A 24,598-nucleotide genomic window follows, 5' to 3' on the forward strand; every position below is an offset into this window, starting at 1 on the left:
TTGTTCTGTAATTGTTTAGCAACTCCAATTTGGTCGCTCTTGTGAATAAAATTATCTTCACACGGCAATTAAGTAAAAAGTGAATAAAATACTTGTCATACAAACTGCATTTCTTGGAGACGTGGTTTTAGCCACTGCTTTAGTGGAAAAAATCAAGGCGCAATTACCTAATGTTGAGCTCCACTTTTTGTTGAGAAAGGGTAATGAGGCAGTTCTAAAAAATCATCCCAAAATTGATAGGCTTTGGATATTAGATAAAGGTCAAAAATGGGCAAGTACACGCAGCCTTATTTCTAGTTTTAGAAAAGAAAAGTTTGATCTGGCAATCAATTTGCAACGTTTTTTATCCTCGGGAGTCATCACTGTGTTATCTGGGGCAAAGCGCACCATCGGATTTAAGAAGAATCCCATGTCATTTCTTTTCAGCGAATCATTTGATCATATCATTGAATCGAGTGGGAGCGATCATGAAGTCATGAGAAATCAGCGTATGATTGAATCATTTACGGATAGCAAACCTGTGCGACCAAGATTATACCCTTCGGCTGATGATTATAAATCAGTTGAAGTATATCAAACCAAAGAATACATAACTGTTGCTCCTGCTTCAGTGTGGTTTACAAAGCAATTTCCTGCACATAAGTGGATTGAGCTACTAAACAGTTTAAAGGAAGGTTTGCAGGTATATTTAATTGGCGCACCTTCCGACAAAGAACTGTGCAATCAGATTTTAGAAGCCACAACAAATACTTCGGTTATCAATTTGGCGGGTCAGCTTAAGCCTTTAGCATCTGTTGCTCTCATTGAGAAGGCCAAAATGAATTACGTAAATGACTCAGCGCCTCTGCATTTTGCTTCTGCAGTAAATGCACCTGTAACAGCCGTTTTTTGTTCAACCGTACCCGGTTTTGGTTTTGGGCCATTATCAGATGACACTAGAATTGTAGAGGTTAAAGAGGACTTATCTTGTCGACCTTGTGGCCTGCATGGTTACAGAAAATGTCCAAAAGGTCATTTTAAATGCGCTGAGAATATTAGTATTGATCAACTTGCTATGAAATGAAGATATCAGGAGTTGTAATTACATTTAATGAGGAGATGAACATCAGGCGATGTTTGGAGTCATTAGGCAAGGTAGCTGATGAACTAGTAGTTGTTGATTCATTTTCAACTGACAGAACAAAAGAGATTGCACAAGAAATGGGAGCTACGTTCATCGAAAATAAATTTGAAGGCCATATTGAACAAAAGAACTTTGCCATGGCATCAGCGAGTTATGACTGGGTTCTTTCTTTAGATGCCGATGAAGAGCTTTCTGAAAAATTAATTGAGTCAATTCAACAATTAAAAAATTCAGGAGAGAGTGGCGTAGCTTATAAAATGAATAGGCTTACATCTTATTGTGGGCAGTGGATTCATCATTGTGGTTGGTACCCTGATACTAAAATTAGGTTTTGGAATAGAAATGAAGGTAAGTGGGGTGGTGAAAACCCTCACGATTCTGTAAAAGTGAATGAAAGCATTAAAGTTCAACACTTAAAAGGCGACATACTTCATTATTCATTTCATACGATTAGTCAGCACATACAACAAATTGATAAGTTCACTACTATTGCGGCTCAGGAAAGCTTTAAGCGCGGTAAAAAGGCCTATTTTTTAACACATTTGATGATATACCCATTTTGGCTTTTTTTTAAGAACTATTTTCTAAAGCTTGGTATCTTAGACGGTTATTATGGGTTTATCGTGTGTATTAACGGAGCTTTTTATAAGTTTCAGAAATACGCTAAACTATTTGTATTAAGCAGAAATAAATGAAGTTCACCTTTGATCAAGAACTTGAAGAGTGCATTGTATGTGGTTCGTCTGATATAAACTATTTTACTCAAGACCATAAAGGAATCAGGATTTTTAAATGCAATAACTGCAACATGAAGTTCATGAATCCTCAATACACTGATCAGTATCTAAGTGACTTCTATGCTGAATATCAAAGTAAGGATTTCAAACATCATAGATATGGTGATGAAGAAAACCCACGATTTGCAAAGCATCAGGACAACATTCAGTTAATTGAAGAATACATCAATCCAGGTAAATTCTTTTCTATAGGTTCTGGAAATGGGTTTGACATGAAAGTGGCACGAGACAGGGGCTGGGAGGTTGAAGGCTATGAGGTTGATCCGGATTTTACAAAGGAGTTAGCGGATAAGTTCTCAATTAAAATGTACTCCGGAAAGTTTGAAGATATTGATTTACCTGCTGAAACATATGATTGTGTGTATATGAACCATGTGATTGAGCACCCTAAAAATCCAGGCGAGTATTTAAGCAAGATCAGAGAAATTTTAAAGCCTGGCGGTATTCTTTACATCGCAACACCAAATATAGATTCTCTTTCTATTAAAATTAAGAAGACCTTAGACTCACTAGGTTTAAGAAAAAAGAAAGGCAGTTACTACGATACATGGCAGCACTTAACCTACTATAACCCACATCATTTTTCAAACATTTTAAGTTCGAAATTTGGTTTTGAAACGCTACATATGAGCAATGATGTGAAGAAAATTGAAAATGGGAAGGTTAAGAATTCTTGGATTGATAAGTATTTGTTTAAATCAGGGTTTAGAATTGTGTTGAGAAAGAAGTGAGCCTAAAGGTATTACACATATCAAGCGAACGAAGTTGGCGGGGCGGTGAGCAGCAGATAGCTTACCTGATTACTGAATTGCAGTCTCATGGCGTACATAACGAGGTTTTATGTCAGCAAGGATCAGAGTTTGAGAAATATTGTGAATCCAATTCTATTAATTATCATACTACACAATTCTCAGGCTTAAAGGGTTTTAGCAAAGGGGCTAAAGTCTTAAAAAAGATATCTAAAGAGTTTGATCTAATTCATTTACATACCTCGAAAGGGCATACAGTGGCGTTCTATTCATACTTGAGAGGGTGTAGAGCCAAGTTTGTATTATCAAGAAGGGTCGATTTTGTTCCTGGATCAAGTCTATTCACCAGATGGAAATACACCTTTAAAGGCATTAAAAAGATACTATGTGTTTCTGAAGCCATACGAAATATCATGATCAACTATTTGGGTGAAAAATATGAGGATGCATGCGTTACTGTTCATAGCGGAGTGGATCTGGATAAGTTTAAATCAACTGATGAACTGGATTTAAAAAAGCAGTATAAAATTGATCCAGCTACATTTATTATTGGTAATACTTCGGCATTGGCAGATCATAAAGATTATTACACGTTTATAGATACTGCTTATTTGATTATTCAAAGTGGCTTTAAATGCAAATTCTTTATTCTTGGAGATGGGCCGCTAGAAGATGAGATTAAGAAATATTGCTATAGCCAGGGAATTGGAGACCATGTTATTTTTACAGGATTTGTTAGCAACCCTATCGAATATCTGAGAAACTTTGATTTATTTCTTATTACCTCTAAAACAGAAGGTCTGGGCACCTCAATTATTGATGCCTTTGCAAATGACATTCCTGTTGTTGCAACAAATGCGGGTGGTATCCCTGAGTTGGTCATCAATGAGCAAACAGGCCTTCTATGCGATGTGAAGGACTCCAATCACTTAACTGAGGCGGTTTTAAGACTGGCTTCGGATAACGAATTAAAGCAACGATTAATTACCAATGCTAAAGCACACATTAAGAACTTCACAAAAGAAGAGACAGCAAAAAAGACGCTGAAAATATATCAGGAAATAGTTTAGTTGAAGTCCTTCAAAGCTTCTGCAATAGCATGAACAGGTAGGCCTACCACATTGAAATAGGACCCCTCAATTTTATCAATTCCTACCATACCAATCCATTCTTGTATACCATAGGCACCAGCTTTATCAAAGGGCTTGTAGGTTTTAATATAATGCCAAAGTTCATCATCAGTTAAATTCCTGAAATGAACAATTGTGGTACAAGATTTTGTGACTTGCCTTGATTTGTCTTTAATCGTAAAACCGGTAATTACCTCATGACTCCTATTATTTAACAGCGATAGCATTTCAAATGCTTCATTTTCATCAGCAGGTTTATTGAGAATTGTTTTGCCAACCTTAACTACCGTATCCGCTGTAATTAAGACTGAATCGTTGATTTCATCACTAAATGCATCTGCTTTTTTTCTTGACAAATACGCAGCTACATCTTTAGGGTCCAGATCATCAGGAAATGATTCATCAACCTCTTTCGTAAGCACTTCAAATTGATAGCCGGCTTCTTTCAGTAATTGCTGCCTTCTCGGTGATTTAGAAGCAAGTATAAGGTGGCGATTGAAACTCATCTTCTTTAATTGAACTGAAAAGATATCCGCATATTACTTTAGGATAGAAATAAGTCGATTTTTGAGGCATTGTATAACCACTATAACACACCTTTTTCACATCCTCCATAGAAATGTCATTAGTGATAATGGCCATTTGAACTTCTTCGGTAATTACTTTAGCCAAACAATCCCCGAAACTGCGATCAAATATTAACTTATCCGATGCCCGTTGGTCTTTACCTTCAATTCCAAGTGCCTTTTCTATGATAAAATAATGCATGACAGTAAGGTCAAGCTCTTTTATTTCTTGTGGGAAGTTCCACTTGATTTCATTAATCATTTCAGGCTTCAATCGCACTTTAATTGCAAAATCTTTAAAGAGTAGACCAAAAGCCCATTGTTTACCTAATATGATTTCGTTGATATTGTAAGGATCATCAACTGGTTTGAAAATGAAATAGGGTTCAAGCTTTTTAAGTAATTCTTGTGGATCAAAATTTTCAATGTTTCTAATCAGACGATGTGTGGGAAGTATTCTTAAATCATCAGCTTCAGTGTTGGTTAAAAACATCAAATGATAATTGTATCCTTCCTTACCAGTATGATTTTTATTCTCAGCCATCATTTTATGACGATACATCAAAGAACCTTCATAACGGTGATGGCCGTCAGCCAAAATGATTTGCTTGTCGTCAATCAGAGTTATAAACCTTTTTATTACTTCGGCATCATGTATTACACTTAATACATCTCTAACACCTTGATAATCTTCTGTTTCATAGATGGGAAACTTCATGCTCTCATCCATGTATTTCTCTAACTCAAAAGTTTCATCAGTATAGAGGCCATGAGTAGGGCTCACGTTAAGCTGGGTTTTTTCAAGGATATCAATACGATCATTTACTGACCCGGGCATGGTATTTTCATGCCTTAGAAGTACTTTATCCTCCCAATCATAAGCTCTTAAATTGCAAATGAATCCTTTTCGGCAATACTCTTTATGGCTACCTGGCAACGTAAAGTACTGGTAATAAACATAAATGCCATAAAGATCATCCTGCTTTACAGCTCCTGAAGTCTTCCATTCCTCTAACAGTTTTTTCGCATTGTCAGCGGCATTCGGACCTTTCGGAACAGATAGATGAATGCTGTTATACTGATTCTGATATAAACTTTCACGCTGTTTATCAGAAACAACATCGAAAAGTGGAGAGGTTAAATTATCTATATTCTTAGATAGATCGTCATTAAATCTCCAGGGACGAATAGGTTTAATTTCAGCCATGCTTTAAATTATTTCCGGGCGCGCTGTTTCCATTTACTTACACTTCTTTCAATCTCTTGTTTCTCCTTTTTCTCAGACTGATTGTTTAGAACGTGAGCAGCTAATACGGCAGCAATTTTATTTTCCTCTTCTGTAGATTCTTGCTTAAGCTTATCAGGTGAGAAGAAATGGTCTACAAATTTTGTATCAAACTTACCAGAGGTAAATGACTCATGCTGAAGTACATACCTGCAGAAGTCTAAAGTAGTTTCAATACCGCTTATCTCATATTCTTCAATGGCCCTGAGTGCCCTTGTAATTGCCTTTTGCCTTGTATCGGCATATACAGTTAGCTTCGCAATCATAGGATCATAATAGATTGGAATATCCATACCTTCTTCAAATCCATCGTCAACTCTTACACCCGGACCTTCCGGTCTTCTGTAAGTTATCAGCTTGCCAATATCCGGTAGAAAATTGTTGGCCGGGTCTTCGGCATAAACTCTTAGCTCAATTGCATGTCCATTAAAGGATAAATCTTCCTGATTAAATGGTAATTTTTCACCTTCAGCAATTTTAATTTGTTCTTTGACAAGATCAATTCCAGTAATTTCTTCAGTAACAGGATGTTCTACTTGCAGCCTCGTATTCATTTCTAGAAAATAAAAATTGAGTTTATCATCCACAATAAACTCTACCGTTCCTGCACCATAATAATCACAAGCTTTTGCCACACCAACAGCCGCTTTTCCCATAGCTTCACGCACTTCAGGAGTAAGGCAGGAAGATGGTGCTTCTTCAATTACTTTTTGATGTCTTCTTTGTATGGAACATTCTCTTTCAAATAAGTGAACAATATTGCCATGCTGATCTCCAAGTATTTGAAACTCAATGTGTTTTGGTGAGGTTACAAATTTTTCGATAAAAACTGACCCATCACCAAAAGCAGATTTTGCTTCACTGATTGCACGGTTCATTTGTTCTTCAAAATCCTTCTCTCCTTCAACAATTCTCATTCCTTTACCACCACCACCGGCACTAGCTTTAATAAGAATAGGGTAGCCAATTTCCTTTGCAATTTCTTTTGCCTCATTTACATCATCAATTGCTTTTTCAATACCCGGAACTAAAGGAACGTCATATTTAGCTACTGCAGCTTTTGCGGCTAGCTTAGACCCCATGGTTTCTATAGCTTCAGGCGATGGCCCTATGAAAATAATATTATTGTCAGTAACTGTTTTTGCGAATGCAGCATTTTCAGATAAGAATCCGTAGCCCGGGTGAATGGCATCAACTTTCAATCTTTTACAGGTCTCAATTATCTTATTCACATCTAAATAAGATTGTGAAGAGGGCGGAGGACCTATACATACCGCTTCATCAGCATATCTAACATGGAGTGCATTTCGATCTGCTTCACTGTATACGGCAACTGTTTTTATGCCCATTTCATGCGCTGTACGCATGATTCGCAGTGCTATTTCACCTCTGTTCGCTATTAATATCTTCTTTATTTTAGCCATAGGACTCGCTTCTTTTTATCACTCACAATGCTAAATAATTAATTGTTAAAATCTAAATTCCATTTTTTCATTTCAAATGCCTTCTCCTTTGATAAAACCCATTATTAATGTTAGCTTTGTGTGTTTTTTAGTGAAAGCACAATAAATAATTAAAACGAATATACGAGTGGATTTATTTGAAAAATTGAACGTTGCAGAAGGGGCTTTAGGTAAGTTTTCACATTTACCAAAAGACTATTTTATGTTCCCTAAATTGGAAGGGGATATTGCTCCAAGAATGAAGTTTAATGGCAAAGAGGTGTTGACATGGAGTTTGAACAACTACCTTGGTTTGGCTAATCATCCTGAAGTACGAAAGGCTGATGCTGATGCTGCTGCACAATGGGGTCTTGCTTATCCAATGGGTGCAAGAATGATGTCAGGGAACTCAGTAAATCACATAAAACTAGAAGAGCAACTTGCAGATTTTATCAAAAAAGAATCTGTAATGCTTTTGAATTACGGATATCAGGGGGTTGTTTCTATTATTGATGCAATTGTAGATAGAAAAGACGTAATCGTTTATGATGCCGAATCTCACGCTTGTATCATAGATGGTTTAAGATTGCATATTGGTAAAAGATTCGTTTACCCACACAATAACATTGAGAATCTTGAAACTCAACTAAAGAGAGCAAAAAGAATTACTGACGAAACTGGAGGTGGTATTTTAGTGATCACAGAAGGTGTATTCGGTATGTCAGGTAACCAAGGTGACTTGAAGAGCATTGTTGAGTTAAAGAAAAAGTACGCTTTCAGACTATTTGTTGATGATGCTCACGGCTTTGGTACGTTAGGTGAAACTGGTGCCGGTGCTGGTGAAGCTCAAGGAGTTCAGGATGAAATTGATTTGTACTTCTCTACTTTTGCTAAATCAATGGCTAGTATTGGTGCTTTTGTAGGTGGTGATGAGCGTATTATTACTTATTTAAGGTATACGATGCGTTCTCAGATCTACGCTAAATCATTACCTATGCCTTTAGTAGTAGGTGCAATGAAGCGTTTAGAATTGCTAAGAACAAAGCCAGAATTAAGAGAGCAGCTTTGGACGGTTGTAAATGCTTTACAATCAGGTTTGAAAGAACAAGGATTTGATATTGGAACAACTAAATCTTGTGTTACTCCTGTATTGTTTAAAGGTGGAGTAGGAGAAGGCGGTAACATGACAGTTGACTTAAGAGAGAATTATAACATTTTCTGTTCAATGGTGGTGTACCCTGTAGTGCCTAAAGACATAATAATGCTACGATTAATACCAACAGCTGCACATACTTTAGCAGATGTAGAGGAAACAATTAAAGCTTTTGCCTCTGTAAAGACCAAGTTAGATGAAGGTGTTTACAAGAGAGAGGAGATAATGTCAATAACTCGATAAAAAAAATCAAAAAAAAGCGGTTAATTAGTTGAATTAACAACATTTTGAGTATATTGGCACCTCGAAATAATAACAGAAAAATTTTCAATAACCTTAAAAATTATCAAGCATGAAGAAATTTGAAGAACTTAAAAACTTAGTAATGGGTCTTGAGTCTGACTTTGAAAAGTTCTATGACAAGAAGAATAACGCAGCTGGAACAAGAGTAAGAAAAGGCATGCAAGAGTTGAAGAACATGGCTCAAGATATCAGAGTTGAAGTTCAGGATATCAAAAACAAAGGTTAATTAATATCCAATTAATAAATAAAAAAAGGCAATCATTCGATTGCCTTTTTTTATGTCCTACATTTTAAGACTCTTACATAGAATCTAAGGTTGATTTTATTTGCGATTGAAGATTACTACTCGCACTTAATAAGGGCAATCTCACATAATTATCACAAATGCCCTGAAGTTTAAGCACTTCTTTAATGCCTACAGGATTGCTTTCTTGATACATTAACGGATTAATACCTTGTAATTTGAATGCTGCTTTTGATGCTGCTTCATAATTTCCCGAAAAGGCATTGTCTTTCATTTCTTTGAAAATATCTCCAAAGGCATTAGCCAACACTGAAATAACCCCTTTCGAACCTATTGAATACAAAGGAACAGTGAGCATGTCGTCACCGGAGATTAAAAGAAAATCAGATGGTTTATTTGCGCTGATCGCCATCGATTGCTCTACACTGCCCGATGCTTCTTTAACCCCTATGATATTTGGATGCTTTGCCAGTGTTAATGTTGTTTCTGCAGTGAGATTAGAAGATGTTCTACCCGGCACATTATAAAGAATAACGGGTATTGGTGATTCGTCTGCCACAAGCTCAAAATGCTTAATAATTCCTGCTTGAGAAGGTTTGTTGTAATATGGACTAACTGAGAGTATAGCATCGACACCACTTAAATCGGCTGATTTTATATTTTCGATGATTTGCCTGGTGTTATTACCACCAATACCAAATACAATTGGCAGTTTTGCTGAGTTGTTTTTCTTAACAAAATCAAGAATTTGTTGCTTTTCTGCAGGGGTGGTTGTAACAGATTCGCCAGTTGTACCCTGAACTACATAATAATCAACGCCCTGCTTTGCTGTACTTTCAAGTAGTCTTTTGAGCCCATCAAAGTCTATGCTTTCATCTTTATTAAATGGTGTAACTAAGGCTACACCGGTTCCATATAATTTAGTAGTATCCATTAAGAAAGTAATTTTGTATATCGGTACATCTCTTCAACGAGTTTTTTAATACCCCCATCTTTGGGTACTTGTACCATCATCTCTGAGTATAGCGCATTTTCCTCGTCATATTTAGCCACTCGGCATTTAGCCTTACTTTGTGCCAGAATATTTCTTAGAATGAGGTTGCTCTCTTCATCTATATAAAAAAGATAGTCAAAGCTTTTGTTTATAAAGCTCTTTACTTTATCCGATTCAATATTTCCCCAAAAAGTAATCTCTTTGGCTGTAAAGAAGTCAAACAGAAACTCATGGTTTTCCTGGTTTTTAGGCAAGAATGCGAGCACCTCTACTTTCTTACCATCATTCTCCAGTGTTTTTATTAGGTGCTTGATTTGCTCATGTTTCTGCACACTATTGATGCTAAAGAGTATGCCAATATCATTCACCTGATTGTAATTCATGCTAGATCTGGGCGCTTGATTTTTCTTAACAAAACCTTTGGCCTTATGTGTAAGTAATTTTTTAGATAGCATGGATTAATTGTTAATCATCTTTGTAAAATCTTCCTCACTTATAATTGTGATATTCAATTTTTCTGCTTTTTCTCGTTTTGCAGGTCCCATTTTATCACCTGCCAATAAATAATCTAATTTACCGGAAATGGCCGATATTACCTTACCACCATGATTTTTAATGGTTTCTTTCAATTCTTCACGCCCGTAGTTTTCGAATACACCCGATACAACAAAGCTTTTACCATCCAAAACATTGGAAATACTAGTGTCCTCTTTTTCAACTATTTCAAATTGCACCCCAGCATCTTTCAACCTCTGTATTTCACGAATGTACTTATCATTCTGGAAATAAGATATTAGGCTGTTAGCAATTCGATCTCCTATTTCAGGGACATCAATAAGTTGTTCATAACTTGCTTGACTTAAAGACTCAATATTTTTGAAGTAGCGTGCAAGCTTTTCAGCCACAGTTCTACCTACAAAACGAATTCCCAGTGCAAATAGCACACTTTCAAAAGGAGTGGTTTTAGATTCTTCAATTCCTTTTAAGAGATTCTTTGTACTTAAATCTTTGAAACCCTCTAAACTAAAAACGTCATCATAACTTAAATCATATAAATCAGCTGGACTGTTAACTAACCCTTTTTGGTAGAGTAAGTCAATGGTTCGTTCTCCAAGGCTATCAATATTCATTGCTTTTCGCTGTATGAAATGTTCTATTCTACCTTTAATTTGAGGGGGACAACCATCTATATTAGGACAGTAATGTTGAGCTTCGCCCTCCACTCGAACCAGTTCTGTGCCACATTCAGGACATTCAGTAATATATTCGACAGGTTTAGAATCAACTTTTCTTTTAGAGAAATCAACTTTAATTACCTTTGGAATGATTTCACCTCCTTTTTCAACAAAGACTGTATCGCCAATTCTTACATCCAAACGCTCAATTTCATTGGCGTTATGTAGTGATGCCCGTTTGACAGTAGTACCAGCTAGCAATACAGGTTTTAATTCAGCTACAGGCGTTACAGCTCCCGTTCTGCCTACCTGGTAGGTGATACCTTCCAGAATAGTAGTGGTATCTTCAGCCTTGTACTTATATGCAATGGCCCATCTTGGGCTTTTAGCTGTAAAACCTAAATCCCTTTGCTGTTTTAAGCTGTTTACTTTAATTACGATGCCATCAGTTTCTAGTGGTAATTCATGACGTTTAGTTTCCCACTTTTCAATGTATTTTATCACTTCATCAATAGTAGAGCATTTTTGAAAAGTAGGGGAAACGTTAAATCCAAATTCAATTAATGTATTAATAGCTTCTTCATGGGTTTCTACATTGAGGTTATCACCCACCATTGAGTAGAGGTAACAATCTAATTTTCTTTTTGCCACCAGCGAGGAGTTCTGCATTTTAAGCGAACCGGAAGCTGTATTACGGGCATTGGCGTATAATTCCTCCCCATTTTCTTCTCGCTCTTTATTCAACCTGGCAAAAGCTTCTTTGGAAAGAAATGCTTCGCCCCGAGCTTCAAATTCGGTCTGATAGTTACCCTTTAATTTTAACGGGATTGTTCTTATGGTTTTAACATTATTAGTAATGTCGTCACCTCTTGTTCCATCACCTCTAGTTACAGCTCTAGTGAGTTTTCCATTTTCATAAGTGAGACTCAGAGCAACACCATCAAATTTTAATTCACAGAAATACTCATATTCTGTTGTTTCTAACCCTTTTTCAACTCTTTTGTCAAAATCCCTTAAATCATCTGTGGAATAGGTATTGCCCAACGAGAGCATGGCATGTTTGTGATATACCGTCTCAAAGCTTTTAGTTACAGTTCCGCCAACACGCTGAGTAGGAGAGTCATCTTCTTTCAACTCTGGGTGCTCTTTTTCTAAATTGATTAATCTTTCTAAAAGCTGATCAAACTCGTAATCTGAAATCTCAGAAGTGTCTTTTTGATAATACAGATCGTTGTAATAATTGATCTTTTCTGAAAGCTCAGCTATTTCCTTTTTAGCTTGTTCCTTAGTCATGCTTAAACTGCAAAATGATGATAAGTTAATTTAATTCATCTAATGATTTATTAATATCTTCCTCAACTGACCTGAGTTTTTTTCGACAGATATTTACAAGTTCAGTGGCTTCTTTTACCTTATCCGTTAGTTCATCAACGGTAAGTTCTCCGCTTTCTATTTCAGCTACTGTTTTCTCTAGTTTTGTCAGGGCTTCGGTATAGGTCTTAATCTTCTTCATTCAAATCATCAATTTTTTGCACCTTACTTTCGAGCAACGAATATAATGTTCTTGTCTCAATAATATCACCAACATTTAACTTTTCATTGCCAAGCATTTTACCGTTTTTGCTGGTGATGGAATAACCTCTTTTTAACGTATTTATAGGATTCAGATAATTGACCTTGGTTCCATAATCATCTAGCCCGCTATGAGCTTGTTTCATAAAAAGCTTTACGTCAGATTTTAATTGAGAGGACATTCTATCCAGTCGATAGTCATTGTTCGATAGCTGTATTTTAAATGAGTTGCTTAACCTATTCGTAAGAGAGGATATATCAGTTCTTTTTTGGTTTAAAATCAGTTGAACGTACTTACCCGTCCGATGCATCAGATCAATCATGGTTGATTCAATATCCATAGACTTTCCAATAATCCATTCTGCTACTGCTGTAGGTGTTTTAAGCGCCTTAAAAGCAATCAAATCCAATATTGATTGATCTCTTTCATGGCCTATACCAGTAATTATGGGAATGGGAAATTGACAAGCATTGAATGCCAACTCATAGTCATCAAAACAATCTAAATCTACCCTAGAACCACCACCGCGAATGATAATTACAGCATCATAATCTGTATTTGAGTTATGGATCGTATGTAACGCATTAATAATTGATTCAGATGCTGCCGAACCCTGCATTGTGGCTTTAAATAAATCAATATCGTACTTATATCCATATTCATTGGCTTCAATTTGATTCATGAAATCTTCATAGCCGGCTGCTGCAGGAGAACTAATAATGGCAATTCTGTTTAGTGCCAAATCAACGGGTAGTTCTTTGTTCATATCAAAGACCCCATCTTCCATTAGCTTATTGATAACTTCTTGCCTTAGTCGCTCTCTTTCTCCCAGAGTGAAGTTTGCATCTATATCTTTAATATTGAAACTAAGACCATACAGTTCGTGGAATTGAATGCTTCCAAAGCATAGGATTTTCATTCCCGGTTTCAACTCTTGACTTGTCATGCGTTCAAACCATATAGATAGGTTGTTGTAAACATTGGCCCAGATGGTTGCCCTTGTCTTGGCAATTACACGCTGTTTGTCTTTTTCGACTAACTCGATATAGCAATGGCCATTTTGATTAACCTTTAACTCACTAATTTCTGCAATTACCCAATATCCAGGTTCAAGGTTTCCCGATAGTGTGGATTGGATTAGCTTATTAAGTTCAAGAAGGCTTAAGTGCGCAGACATTCATCAAATTTACCAATTGATGGTCAGTCTTAACAACTAATTATAAAAAAGGAAATTGTTGATTTAGAATTCTCTTAAAGTTTCTATTAAACCTGCATTTTTACCTTTAAATCTAACTACTAACAAAGGGTGATTCATTTTTTCATTCACCATCTTTTCTGCTAAACTTCCAAGGAATAATGCTGCTGTTGCGGTTCTACCTTTAGCGCCTATAATAATGAAATCGGGATTAATTTCATCAGCCAGGTCGTAGATGTCACTCGCCAGGTTGTCGTTGGTATCAAGTGAATAAATGTCACTGATTTTAATATTACGCTTGTCAATTTTCTTCATGAATTTTGCAAAATCATTCTGCGCATTTTTCTTCATGATTTCGGCAAACTCCTCGAAGGATTTACCTGTGTAATGATATCCTGCAGGTACTGTATAAACGTTTTGGCAAATTATTTCGGGTATACTATCATTTTTCACAGCAAAATCTATGGTTTGCTCAAGTGCTAGTTTAGCGTAATTAGAGAAGTCGATAGGTACCAAAAGTTTTTCTGCCTTAGGCTCTACATTTTCAGGTACAATGAGCAAGTTGCAGCTGGCTCTTCTTGCTAGTCTTAAGGTAGTAACACCGGTACCATCCAGCGTTTTCTTTTGGCCTACAATAATTAAATCTGAACCACTTTTATGAGCAATATTTAGTAAATCTCCTGCTTGGCCTTTTTTAACATTTATAGAATATTTAATCTTCTTTTGAGTTTTGAATAAACTCTTAATTGACTCTCTAATCTTAGCTTTTCTATCGTTAATAGCCGTTTCTACTAATTCAGGAAACTCCTTTCTTACTTCGGTAGGAATATTAAGGTTTCGTAAAATATTAACGAATTCAACTTTTTCTGCTGATGTGTGATCAACAATAAAAGCTGCGTATTTTATAAGCGTTTCGTCTAGCGCTGATGTATCTAACCCTACAAGTATTTTCTTAAACGGCTCCATGTTTCAAATTTAGCCGCAAAGGTAACAATCAGTTAACATTACTCTAGTTTTATACTTAAATATTTAGAGATAATATTTGATCTGAAAGCATCTCAATTTGTTCTTTCGAATGCGTTGGAAAATTGGCAATTCTAATCTGTGAAGCTTTAAAATTGCCGTAGCCACTTCCTATAACTAACCCCTTTTTGTTAAGCGCATCTATTAGCAATTTAGAATCAATAGTAGTAATAGCCACAGCAGTAGTTTTAGACCTGTTAATTTCTTTTTCTACGAAGTGAGAAAGATACTTGCTCTCATTAATTGTATGTTGTAACAGAGCGTGCTTGTAGTTAGTCTCTTGTCTTATTTGTTGAACACCTTTTTTATTCATGTCTTCAGCAACTTTACCTAGTAGGTAAATATTTAGCATGTTAGGTGTGTCAGGGGTCTGATTAACTACCGATTTCTTAACCAATTCAGGAATGCAGTGATAAGAGCCAATACTAATTCCTTTATTTAATAAAGATTCTGCTTTTTGAATACACTTCTCATTAAAAACCCATACACCTAACCCTGCAGGCAAACCAAAGCACTTTTGAACTGAAAAGTAAAAGGTATCTACCACAGAAAAATCGATTTCAACAGAAGGTGTGATGGATACAACATCAAGGGCAATTAATTGGTCTTCAAAGCTCTCTCTAATGAGGCTTAAGTCATTTTGAGTGTGAGAAGCACCAGTGCTTGTTTCGTTATAGGTGATTGAGATCAACTCAGAGCTTTCAGGGATTAATACGGTTTCCACATCTACAACTGATCCTTCATCGGCTTGTTTCTTTAGGGCCGATTTACCAAGATTTTCAATGACATTTTGAAATTTCTCAGAAAAGGCACCATTGACAAAATGAAATGATTCACGTTCGATCAAATTCTGCCCAATTCTTTCCCATACTTCTGTAGCAGAAGAAGTAAACACGATATGGTAGCCTTCCGGAATATTAAGTAGTTCCTTTAATTGCTCTGCTGTATTAGAATAAATAGCTTGGAAATCCTTACTTCTATGTGAAATAGAAGGTACTCCTTCTTTTAGCGCATTTTTAAGATGTTCTTCTACAGTGAAGTACAGTTGAGACGGACCCGGAGTAAAGTATAATTTTTTCATGCCCATTCGTCAATTTCAATAGCTTCTAAAACATCAGCAAGTTCGTCATAGTCTTTAAAACCTGGTCTTATCTCATCACCGGCAGTTATAGCTATACCGGCAATGGGAGTTGCATCCAGAATATCATTAATGTCAGAATCATCGAAACCAGAGCCGAGTAAAACCTTAAACTGTTGAGCTAATTCCTTAACCTGGTTCAATTGAGTTTCATCTTTTAAGTTCGCCCCATTGATTATGATGTAATCTATGTCAGAGCTTATTTCTTTGTCAATAGATGTTAGTTCGGTTGAATAGATAAGTTTTGCTTCACCAATATGCTTCAATAATTCTGATTGATTACCACTTTGAATATATTGCGCATCATAATTTTTGAAAGCATCATCAATTTCACTTTCAAATTCAAGACAGTAGTCTACGCCAGAAACCCACGAAGTTATTTCTTTGAATTGTTCAGGGCTCACTGAGTTTTCATCTATGCCTGCCTTAAAGCCAATTATATTTACATTCATACCCGCACAGTAACGAGCGTCAGATAAGTTATTTACAGAGTTTATCTTCACAAATGTTTTTAATGCCATAATGTTTTATAGATTCTGATAATCAATAAATAAGAATAATCGATAGGTTTTGTTCACAAAGCTAAATGAAAATAGCTTGCTTTGCGGCAGAAAATTAAAATGATATAGATATGGCTGTTACAGTTTTAGATGATTCAAATTTCAAGGAAGCGTTAGCGGAAAATAAAACAATTGTAAAGTATTTTGCTGGCTGGTGCGGCAATTGCAGGTTGTTTACCCCAAAGTTTAAAAGACTCTCTGAGGACGAAAGATTTCAAGGAATCAATTTTGTAGATGTGGATGCAGAGAAAAATCCGGAAGCAAGAAAATTAGCCAATGTTACTAACTTGCCATTTTTCGCTGTATTTGATGGAGATAAATTAATAGATGCTAAAGCAACCAGCAAAGAAGATGCAGTAGTTGAGCTTCTTGGCAAATTGAATAATAATTAAAAGAGTAATTATCTTATTTTTGGGAGGTGTTTGTTAAAATAAATAACGCCTCCCTTTTTTTATTTTTGTCGTTTCTGGCAATAGTTGCCTGTAACAATGACGAGAACATTCCATTGGCCACCGGTGATCAATTTGTGCCATGGGAAGTTGGCCTGTTTCACGAATATGAAATAGGTGAGCTGCGTTATACTAATGACATTCTTGTTCTTGATACAACATTTTATCTTAGAGAAGAGGTGGTTGAAAGCCTCATCAATGCGCAAGATTCTGTTTACGTAATCTATCAATACACTAGGGCAAATTTAGCAGATGATTGGTCTTATTTTGATACCTGGCAGGCCAGAATTAACAACCAGCAATTAATAGTTACTGAGGGTAACACACCATTTGTGAAGTTGACTTTCCCCATTTTTGCTGGTAAAATATGGGATGGAAACAGTCAGAATCAGTTGGAAGAAGACAACTATCAACTCGATAGCCTTTATTTCCCTTACACAATTAATGATCAACAATTTGAAAGTACTATCACCGTTGTTCAAAACGATAATGAGGATTTTATTGTTCAACAGGATAGGAGGTTTGAAGTGTACGCTCTAAATGTTGGATTAATTTACAGTGAAGAGCTTTTATACTCATACTGCACTGATGATAATTGTCTTGGTCAGCAGCAAATTGAAAACGGTACCTTCAGAACCCAGTCTATAATTGATTATGGTAAGGATTAGTCTAGTTATATACTTTCTTTTAACTGCTTTAATTCTGAAGGCGCAGAATAGGTATGTGGTGTTCTTTACTGATAAGGACAATTCGCCCTATTCTATTTCACAACCTCAAGAGTTTTTATCTGCAAAAGCAATAGACCGTAGAGTAAAACAAAATATAGCCATTACCGAACAGGATTTACCTGTTAATCAGACATACGTTGATCAAGTAAAAAATCTCGGGGCAGAAGTTTACTTTAAAAGTAAATGGTTTAATGCAGTACTTGTTCAGACTACTTCTGATGTTATTTTAGATATAGAGAATTTAAGCTTTGTATCTAACGCTGAGTTGGTAGCCAATAATTCCAGGTTAAAAGAAGGATCAAGAATTTCGTTTACAGAAGATGGTGAAGGGGTGGAAGCAGTTGCTAACGGATTTCAAAACAGTCTTTTGGGAGTTGATATCTTGCATGAAGATGGTTTGTATGGCGAGGGAATAACCATAGCTTTTATGGACAGTGGATTTACCGGAGTAAATACGCAATCTGCTTTTAACGGCATGCTAATAGATATGGAATTAAATCTCGTAGAGAATGACAATAACATCTATCAATATCAAGATCATGGCACGCGAGTATTAAGTACAGTTGCTGCTCAAATTGCTGATGAGTATCAAGGTGTGGCTCCAAATGCTAATTTTTTACTTTTTGTTACTGAAGATTTACCTACTGAATATAGAATTGAAGAGTATAATTTCCTCTTTGCTGCAGAGATGGCTGATAGTGCAGGAGTAGATATTATTAATACCTCTCTTGGCTACAATAATTTTTTCACGGTATCAAGCATGGATTATACTTATGAAGAAATGGATGGTGCAACTACTGTTATTACCAGAGCTTCAGAATTAGCCTTTGAAAGAGGAATTTTGGTAGTTACCAGTGTAGGTAATGAGGGGAGAAATGGTGATTGGCCTTATCTTACTGCTCCTGCAGATGGCCCTAATGTTTTAAGTGTAGGATCCATTAGAGAAGATGGAAGTAAGTCTGATTTTAGCTCAATAGGCCCCAATGCTAATGGCCAGACCAAGCCAGAAGTAATGGCTTTAGGTTCCGGAGCAACTGTCGTCAACTCTTCGGGTAATGTGGTAGGTGCTTCGGGTACCTCGTTCAGCTCACCTCAAATTGCAGGGTATGCAGCACTGTTATGGCAGCAATATCCAGACCTAACGAATAAGGAATTGTTTGACCTTATTTTATCTTCAGCAAATAGATTTCAGTCACCTGATAATGAGTATGGTTACGGTGTGCCAAGCTATAAAAAGTTAATTACCTCAGTCGATGAAGGTTTAGAAAGGTTATCAATCTTCCCAAACCCATTTAATGAGAATGTTACAATATCAACGAATGAGCATATACAGATGATCTTTGTTTATGATCAAATGGGAAGACTAATAATGTCTAATAAATTTAATAGTTTAGACACTGAAGCATCTATAGATACTTCAGAATGGCATTCCGGACTTTACATTTTCAATATAGTCCTTTCAAATAATCAACAAGAGAAACTCAAACTTCTAAAAGTCCGCTAGGTTAATTTTTTTATATTTGCGGCTATGACAACACCTATCATAGCACCGTCCATTTTAGCAGCTGATTTTGCTAATATCCAAAGAGAAGTAGAGATGTTAAATAACAGTGAAGCTGACTGGATTCACGTGGATATAATGGATGGCATATTTGTTCCGAATATTTCTTTTGGAATTCCTGTTACGCAGGCTATTCATGAACATGCTAACAAACCTTTAGATGTTCATTTGATGATAGAAAAGCCCGAAAATTATGTTCAGGCGTTCAAAAAAGCCGGAGCAGAGATCATAACTGTACATTACGAAGCTTGTCCACACTTACATAGAAACATTCAGCAAATAAAGGATTTAGGCTGTAAAGCTGGTGTAGCACTGAATCCGCATACCAATGTTCAATTATTAGAAGATGTCATTCAGGATATTGACATGGTGTGCATTATGTCAGTAAATCCAGGTTTTGGTGGTCAGAAATTTATTGAAAACACCTATAAAAAAGTGCGCCAGCTGAAGGAGATCATTAGTGATGCCGGGGCTACTACTTTAATTGAAATTGATGGTGGCGTGAATCAGGATAATGCCAAAGATCTTCTTGATGCAGGAGCAGATGTACTTGTTGCAGGTAGCTTTGTTTTTAGTTCTGAAGACCCAATCAATACAATATCTAAGCTAAAGACCGTTTAAGAGATTAATTCTATTAGTTAATGCGGCTTTATTTTCTATTACTTTCTTTATTACCGTTGGTTGTTGATGCTCAAATAAGTGTAGTTGATGAAAAGAACAAGCCCATAGAAGGTGTTTCTGTCCAGGTTGAAAACAGTAACAAAGGTGTTATTACTGATGAATCAGGTCATTTCAATTTGAATGAATTAGAGCCAACCTCTGACTCTACTTTTATTATATTTTCACATGTGGCTCATGAATCTTTCACGGTAAGATATAGTGAATTGGTCAATAGACAGTCTATTCAGCTAAAAAGTAAAACTTCTTATTTAGAGGAAATTAGTATCAGTGGAGAGCGTGAAAAAGAAGCTATTGTAACAAAAATTCAGCCTAAAAGTGTTGAAGCCCTTACCACGCCATTTCAAGAGTTTAATAAGATTTTGGCAACACTGCCTGGAGTTTCAAGTAATAATGAATTATCATCTACATATTCTGTGAGGGGTGGTAATTATGATGAGAACCTAATCTATGTCAATGATATACCCATCTACAGACCGTTTTTAGTTAGCAATGGTCAGCAAGAAGGACTAAGCTTCATTAATAACAATTTGGTTTCGTCAGTCCAATTTTCAGCAGGTGGATGGCAACCCAAATACGGAGATAAACTTTCATCAGTATTAAATGTCACGTACAAAGAGCCAGAGGAATTTCATGCTTCTGCCAGTATTGGTCTTTTGGGTGGGTCAGTACATGCCGAAGGAGTAGGAGTTAAAAACCGAATGAGTTATGCGCTAGGAGTTCGCCATAAGTCTTCTCAGTACCTTTTAAACACCTTGGAGACTCAAGGTCAATACTTACCCAGATTTACTGATTATCAGTCAATTATAAATTTTAAGTTGGGCAAAACTGGCAATGAGGATAAGACCAAACTAAGCGTTCTTTCTTCATACGCCAGAAATAGATATTTAGTAAGGCCTGAAAGCCGAGAAACAGAGTTTGGAAATTTTAATCAGTCATTGCGATTGTTTGTGGCATTTGCAGGAGAGGAGACGTTGGAATATGATACTTATCAGATAGGCACTAAACTAACACACAGTTTTAATTCTATTTGGTCATCTCAGTTGGTAGGATCTGCTGTTTACGCTATTGAAAGGGAATATACTGATGTTGAAGGTGGCTATCGCTTATGTGATGTTGATAAAAATGTTTCTTCTTCAACTTTTAACGATTGTGTTTTCATAAGAGGCATTGGCACTAATTACGACTATGGCAGAAATAATTTAACGGCCGAATTGGTGAATCTTGAAAATAGAAATACGGTTGAATTGGATAACCACAAAATTGAATTCGGGTTTGGCTACAGCAGGCAGTTAATAGATGATCAGCTACAGGAATATAGTTTCACTGATTCGGCAGATTATGTAATTGACGTAGACGCAGTGCAATCTAAGGCAGATTTAGCATCCAATCAATACTTTGGATTTATTCAAAATACAATCACCTTAAGTAAGAAAGTATTCTCAACAATTGGCGTTAGAGCCAATTACTGGGATTTGAATGGCGAGTTATTAATAAGCCCAAGGGCACAAATAACCTTTCTTCCAAATCAAAGGCTAAAAGTTACAACGGCTATTGGGGCCTATTCTCAACCACCTTTCTATAGAGAGTTAAGAGCATTTGATGGATCAATAAATAAAGAATTGAAGGCACAAAAATCAATTCATTTCATTACTGGTTTAGAATACAATGTTGAGTGGTGGGGAAGACCATTTGTAATTCAAACTGATGCCTATTTTAAAAGAATTACAGATGTAGTTCCTTACGAAGTTGAGAATGTGAAAATCAGATACTATGCGAATAATAATGCGAAAGCTTTTGCTACAGGCTTAGATATGCGAGTAAGTGGAGAATTTGTTGAAGGCGTTGAGTCTTGGTTTAGCTTAGGTATTTTAAATACGCAAGAACAAGTAGAAGGCGATGGGAACGGTTACATTAGACGTCCGACCGATCAACGAATAAATGCTGCTATTTTCTTTCAGGATCACTTCCCTAACAATCCTGATATGCGGGTGAGTGTAAATTTGTTTTATGGTAGTGGCCTGCCATTTGGTCCTCCACGTGAATTTCAAAACAGAAATAGTTATGATGGTGGTAATTATACGAGGCTCGATATTGGCTTTTCAAGATTATTCTACTTTAATAAAGAGAAATATGAAGGAGCTAGAAGATTGACTATCTCTGCAGAAATTTTAAACCTTTTTGGCACTGCTAATCCAATTTCATATACCTGGATATCTGATGTTAATAATGATCAGTTTGCCGTTCCTAATTCATTATCTGCCCGGTTTTTTAATATAAGAGCTACAATTAACATCTAAATGTCACGTAAAATACGGGACACAACATTAATTTTTAGCCAATAAATTTGTTTAAAAAGGGTGATTGGCCTTTCTTCGAGATTTTTAATTTTTATTTATAACAAACTATTGATACAATGAGGAAGATGAGACTTTTAATTGCTGCATTTGTAATGGGTTTTTGCGCAACAGTAGCTAATGCACAAAGCGAAGAAATCACTGACGAAAACTTAAGACGTTACGCTTTGATGATGGAAACTGTTGATGCTATGAAATCTGAAATTAGCGTTTTAACAAATGAAATGATTAAGAACCAGGAAGGAATGACTGGTAAAAGGTATTTGGAGTTATCTAAAGGTGAAGGTGAACCAGCTTCTGAATTCGAGCAAAAATTCATGGAGAACATCACAAAAATGCAGGATGAGAGAAAAGAAGCAATTGGAGATGTAGTACAAATCTTAGCCACAAAAATGCTTCCTGATGGTGGTAAAGCTTACAAGGCTATAAAATCTGCATTAGGTTCTGATGAAAGTGTAAAAAGTCGTTACAATGCTATTCTGGCAGAAATTCAGTCTCCAGCTGAAGGTGCATAACGAGTTTTGATATTAAAAATTTAAAAGGCGCTTTTTTTAAGCGCCTTTTTTTGTTGCTATATCCTTGATCAATATTAGTGGGATTTTGTATCTTTTGACTTTAATTAAGAAAATATGTTCACAGAGAATGAAGTTGCTATAATGATTGAGATTCCTGAAGTGTTGGATGCTGTGGTTGCCGCACGTAAGGAGTTCATTGGTAATGAGGCCAATTTTTTGGAAATATCAGAGCATGATTTTCTTTCTCTGGTAATGATGACACCAACAGTAGGTATAGCATTGGCCAATGGTACTATAAGCCTATTTGAAGAGCTCGCCTTAAATAAAATGGCTAGAAAAATGTCTAAAGGAGGTTTTTTTCTAAAAATAGATCCTGTAGCTCATGCAATGAAATTTTTGATAAAAGCGTTCGATAAATGGGAATTACCTTTTTATAAGATAATAAAAATATGCATGGCTAAAACGTTTGATAACTCTAAACTGAGGAAAGTAGGTTCTGATCAGGACGATTATAATCTTACAACATTTGCTCAGGAATTAATGCAAGTTCCATATGCGTATGTTAGGTTTCTTAGCTCATTTTTTCTGCATGACGAAGCTGAGATTGTAGATGAGCGCAGCATATCCAAAGTAGAATTTGAAAAGATTCAGGATATAGGAAATAAATTGGAGTTAAGTGAACATTTGGTATTTGCTTCATTTTGTAAAACCTTCAATGTGAAATAGTTTAGCAGGCTTCTGAGAATAATCTCTATTTTTGCCTGTTATAATTTCATGATCAACTTAGAAATCAATCGGCTAATTAAAGTAGCAACATTCGTGATGCTATTTTGCTGTGCATTTCAAGTTGAAGGTCAGGATCAGGAAAAACCAGCCATTCCTTTGGATCATTTCTATGCTAAACCCGATAATGTCAGCTCTTTAAGACTATTGCTATCCAAGCTGCATTTTGGCTTATCTACTGGATATGGCAGAACCTTCTACAGACAAGATTTATCTGGTTACAGTATTCTACAACAGCAGGATAGCACACCGCTATTGTTTTCCAACGATGTTGACCCTACAACCGGTAATATCCCAAGAGGTTACAGATATTGGTTTAACACAGTCAATCAGTCAGATAATGTAGCTGTAGACGTTAATAATGATTTTCTTGTAGGTTCAGATACCTCAGAGCTAATTTTTAGAGCCCCGGGCACAAGTATTCCATTGCAACTTACCTTACATGTTGAAATCCAAAATAAATATAAAATAGGTGGTGGGTTTATGTTTGAATATCATAGGGTTGGTGAGTTTACCTCTAAGAATTTTGACGGTTCAATTGCTGCAATATCGCCAAACTTTGGAAGCACATTCTATAAAAAATACTTTCTAATTCTAGGTGGTAAAGTATACCGATATTACGATTACGTGTTGTCTGTTGATGCTAATATTGGCGCATTTAACCTATCTAATAAATTCGACAAAGGACTAATTCAGAAAGGCGTGTTTTTCAATATAGGAGCTACCATAGAAAGAGAACTATCCGAATACTTCTCAGCATTTGTTAGGCCTTCATTCGATTTCAAGAATTTCACTTTAAATGTGCCTGAATCTAGTACGTCTATCACAACAAACATGAATGCATTTTATTTAGGTGTTGGGGTGTTTTATAGAATTCCAGAGTTGAAGAAGTGCCTTATAAAAAGTTGTACCACACAAATAAATCATCAACACGGAAATAAACAGTACAGGAGTAGAATGCACCCTATATGGAAAAAGCAAAATCCTCACCACGGAGAGAATTTTCCAAAGCTATTTAAATACAAGAAAAAGAATAGAAAAAAACTCCATCCTTATTAGTATAAATAACTGATAATC

25 protein-coding genes are annotated in these 24,598 nt (G+C 36.1%); 14 read left to right on the plus strand and 11 right to left on the minus strand.

Annotated features, from left to right (window positions below):
- Positions 1-79 precede the first annotated feature (79 nt).
- Genes JR347_RS12240 through JR347_RS12255 form a run of 4 tightly spaced genes read left to right on the plus strand, consistent with a single transcriptional unit; the run spans position 80 to position 3,739 of the window.
- Entirely contained in the window at positions 80-1,063 is a 984-nt protein-coding gene (locus tag JR347_RS12240; protein WP_205720892.1) for a glycosyltransferase family 9 protein, read from the plus strand.
- Positions 1,060-1,818, plus strand: a complete 759-nt coding sequence (locus tag JR347_RS12245) for a glycosyltransferase family 2 protein (protein WP_205720893.1) — start codon at positions 1,060-1,062, stop codon at positions 1,816-1,818. The genes JR347_RS12240 and JR347_RS12245 overlap by 4 nt, the downstream gene beginning before the upstream one ends.
- A complete protein-coding gene (locus JR347_RS12250; protein ID WP_205720894.1) occupies positions 1,815-2,651 on the plus strand; it encodes a class I SAM-dependent methyltransferase in 837 nt (278 codons plus the stop codon). Before JR347_RS12245 ends, JR347_RS12250 begins: the two co-directional genes overlap by 4 nt.
- Positions 2,648-3,739 (plus strand): glycosyltransferase family 4 protein, encoded by a 1,092-nt coding sequence (locus JR347_RS12255; protein WP_205720895.1) that lies wholly within the window; start codon positions 2,648-2,650, stop codon positions 3,737-3,739. The genes JR347_RS12250 and JR347_RS12255 overlap by 4 nt, the downstream gene beginning before the upstream one ends.
- Here JR347_RS12255 and JR347_RS12260 read toward each other — a convergent pair.
- Genes JR347_RS12260 through accC form a run of 3 tightly spaced genes read right to left on the minus strand, consistent with a single transcriptional unit; the run spans position 3,736 to position 7,074 of the window.
- Entirely contained in the window at positions 3,736-4,305 is a 570-nt protein-coding gene (locus JR347_RS12260; RefSeq protein ID WP_205720896.1) for a Maf family protein, read from the minus strand. The two genes, JR347_RS12255 and JR347_RS12260, sit on opposite strands and share 4 nt — an antisense overlap.
- On the minus strand, positions 4,271-5,572 hold the full coding sequence (locus tag JR347_RS12265; RefSeq protein WP_205720897.1) for a DUF1015 domain-containing protein: 1,302 nt from the start codon (positions 5,570-5,572) through the stop codon (positions 4,271-4,273). Before JR347_RS12265 ends, JR347_RS12260 begins: the two co-directional genes overlap by 35 nt.
- Before the next feature lie 8 nt (positions 5,573-5,580).
- Positions 5,581-7,074, minus strand: a complete 1,494-nt coding sequence (gene accC / locus JR347_RS12270) for an acetyl-CoA carboxylase biotin carboxylase subunit (RefSeq protein WP_205720898.1) — start codon at positions 7,072-7,074, stop codon at positions 5,581-5,583.
- Between the two features lie 166 nt (positions 7,075-7,240).
- Between accC and JR347_RS12275 the strand changes: the two genes are divergently transcribed.
- Both JR347_RS12275 and JR347_RS12280 read left to right on the plus strand, forming a co-directional pair.
- The gene (locus JR347_RS12275) at positions 7,241-8,488 is read left to right on the plus strand and encodes an aminotransferase class I/II-fold pyridoxal phosphate-dependent enzyme (RefSeq protein WP_205720899.1); all 1,248 of its coding nucleotides are present in this window, start codon (positions 7,241-7,243) and stop codon (positions 8,486-8,488) included.
- 109 nt (positions 8,489-8,597) lie between these two features.
- A complete protein-coding gene (locus tag JR347_RS12280) occupies positions 8,598-8,774 on the plus strand; it encodes a histone H1 (RefSeq protein ID WP_205720900.1) in 177 nt (58 codons plus the stop codon).
- Between the two features lie 73 nt (positions 8,775-8,847).
- Here the strand turns inward: JR347_RS12280 and dapA are convergent, their stop codons facing one another.
- The 8 genes from dapA to JR347_RS12320 form a co-directional block, all read right to left on the minus strand.
- The gene (gene dapA, locus JR347_RS12285) at positions 8,848-9,726 is read right to left on the minus strand and encodes a 4-hydroxy-tetrahydrodipicolinate synthase (protein ID WP_205720901.1); all 879 of its coding nucleotides are present in this window, start codon (positions 9,724-9,726) and stop codon (positions 8,848-8,850) included.
- Positions 9,726-10,241 (minus strand): DUF6913 domain-containing protein, encoded by a 516-nt coding sequence (locus tag JR347_RS12290; protein WP_205720902.1) that lies wholly within the window; start codon positions 10,239-10,241, stop codon positions 9,726-9,728. Before JR347_RS12290 ends, dapA begins: the two co-directional genes overlap by 1 nt.
- A 3-nt stretch (positions 10,242-10,244) precedes the next feature.
- Entirely contained in the window at positions 10,245-12,254 is a 2,010-nt protein-coding gene (ligA, locus tag JR347_RS12295) for an NAD-dependent DNA ligase LigA (RefSeq protein WP_205720903.1), read from the minus strand.
- A gap of 25 nt (positions 12,255-12,279) precedes the next feature.
- Positions 12,280-12,474: an exodeoxyribonuclease VII small subunit gene (gene xseB / locus JR347_RS12300; RefSeq protein ID WP_205720904.1), complete on the minus strand. Its 195-nt coding sequence runs from the start codon at positions 12,472-12,474 to the stop codon at positions 12,280-12,282.
- Positions 12,461-13,711, minus strand: coding sequence for an exodeoxyribonuclease VII large subunit (gene xseA / locus JR347_RS12305; RefSeq protein ID WP_205720905.1), 1,251 nt, complete (start codon positions 13,709-13,711; stop codon positions 12,461-12,463). The genes xseB and xseA overlap by 14 nt, the downstream gene beginning before the upstream one ends.
- 63 nt (positions 13,712-13,774) lie before the next feature.
- Positions 13,775-14,695 (minus strand): universal stress protein, encoded by a 921-nt coding sequence (locus JR347_RS12310; protein ID WP_205720906.1) that lies wholly within the window; start codon positions 14,693-14,695, stop codon positions 13,775-13,777.
- Between the two features lie 55 nt (positions 14,696-14,750).
- Entirely contained in the window at positions 14,751-15,833 is a 1,083-nt protein-coding gene (locus JR347_RS12315) for an aminotransferase class V-fold PLP-dependent enzyme (protein ID WP_205720907.1), read from the minus strand.
- The gene (locus JR347_RS12320) at positions 15,830-16,411 is read right to left on the minus strand and encodes a beta/alpha barrel domain-containing protein (protein WP_205720908.1); all 582 of its coding nucleotides are present in this window, start codon (positions 16,409-16,411) and stop codon (positions 15,830-15,832) included. Before JR347_RS12320 ends, JR347_RS12315 begins: the two co-directional genes overlap by 4 nt.
- Before the next feature lie 110 nt (positions 16,412-16,521).
- On the opposite strand from JR347_RS12320, the gene JR347_RS12325 reads away from it, so the two are divergent.
- The 8 genes from JR347_RS12325 (at position 16,522) to JR347_RS12360 (ending at position 24,580) form a co-directional block, all read left to right on the plus strand.
- A complete protein-coding gene (locus JR347_RS12325) occupies positions 16,522-16,842 on the plus strand; it encodes a thioredoxin family protein (protein WP_205720909.1) in 321 nt (106 codons plus the stop codon).
- A gap of 65 nt (positions 16,843-16,907) precedes the next feature.
- Positions 16,908-17,567, plus strand: a complete 660-nt coding sequence (locus JR347_RS12330; RefSeq protein WP_205720910.1) for a hypothetical protein — start codon at positions 16,908-16,910, stop codon at positions 17,565-17,567.
- Complete coding sequence (locus tag JR347_RS12335) at positions 17,554-19,131, plus strand: S8/S53 family peptidase (protein WP_205720911.1); 1,578 nt, start codon at positions 17,554-17,556, stop codon at positions 19,129-19,131. Before JR347_RS12330 ends, JR347_RS12335 begins: the two co-directional genes overlap by 14 nt.
- Before the next feature lie 24 nt (positions 19,132-19,155).
- Complete coding sequence (rpe, locus tag JR347_RS12340; RefSeq protein WP_205720912.1) at positions 19,156-19,809, plus strand: ribulose-phosphate 3-epimerase; 654 nt, start codon at positions 19,156-19,158, stop codon at positions 19,807-19,809.
- A 20-nt stretch (positions 19,810-19,829) separates the two neighbouring features.
- On the plus strand, positions 19,830-22,166 hold the full coding sequence (locus JR347_RS12345; protein ID WP_205720913.1) for a TonB-dependent receptor: 2,337 nt from the start codon (positions 19,830-19,832) through the stop codon (positions 22,164-22,166).
- Between the two features lie 116 nt (positions 22,167-22,282).
- Positions 22,283-22,738, plus strand: coding sequence for a hypothetical protein (locus tag JR347_RS12350; protein ID WP_205720914.1), 456 nt, complete (start codon positions 22,283-22,285; stop codon positions 22,736-22,738).
- A 114-nt stretch (positions 22,739-22,852) separates the two neighbouring features.
- Positions 22,853-23,464 carry a hypothetical protein gene (locus JR347_RS12355; RefSeq protein WP_205720915.1) on the plus strand — a complete coding sequence of 204 codons (612 nt, stop codon included), beginning with the start codon at positions 22,853-22,855 and terminating at the stop codon, positions 23,462-23,464.
- A 48-nt stretch (positions 23,465-23,512) separates the two neighbouring features.
- Positions 23,513-24,580 carry a hypothetical protein gene (locus JR347_RS12360; protein WP_205720916.1) on the plus strand — a complete coding sequence of 356 codons (1,068 nt, stop codon included), beginning with the start codon at positions 23,513-23,515 and terminating at the stop codon, positions 24,578-24,580.
- The last annotated feature ends 18 nt before the right edge of the window (positions 24,581-24,598 follow it).

Origin of the sequence: Fulvivirga lutea (assembly GCF_017068455.1) — a bacterium.
GTDB lineage: Bacteria > Bacteroidota > Bacteroidia > Cytophagales > Cyclobacteriaceae > Fulvivirga > Fulvivirga lutea.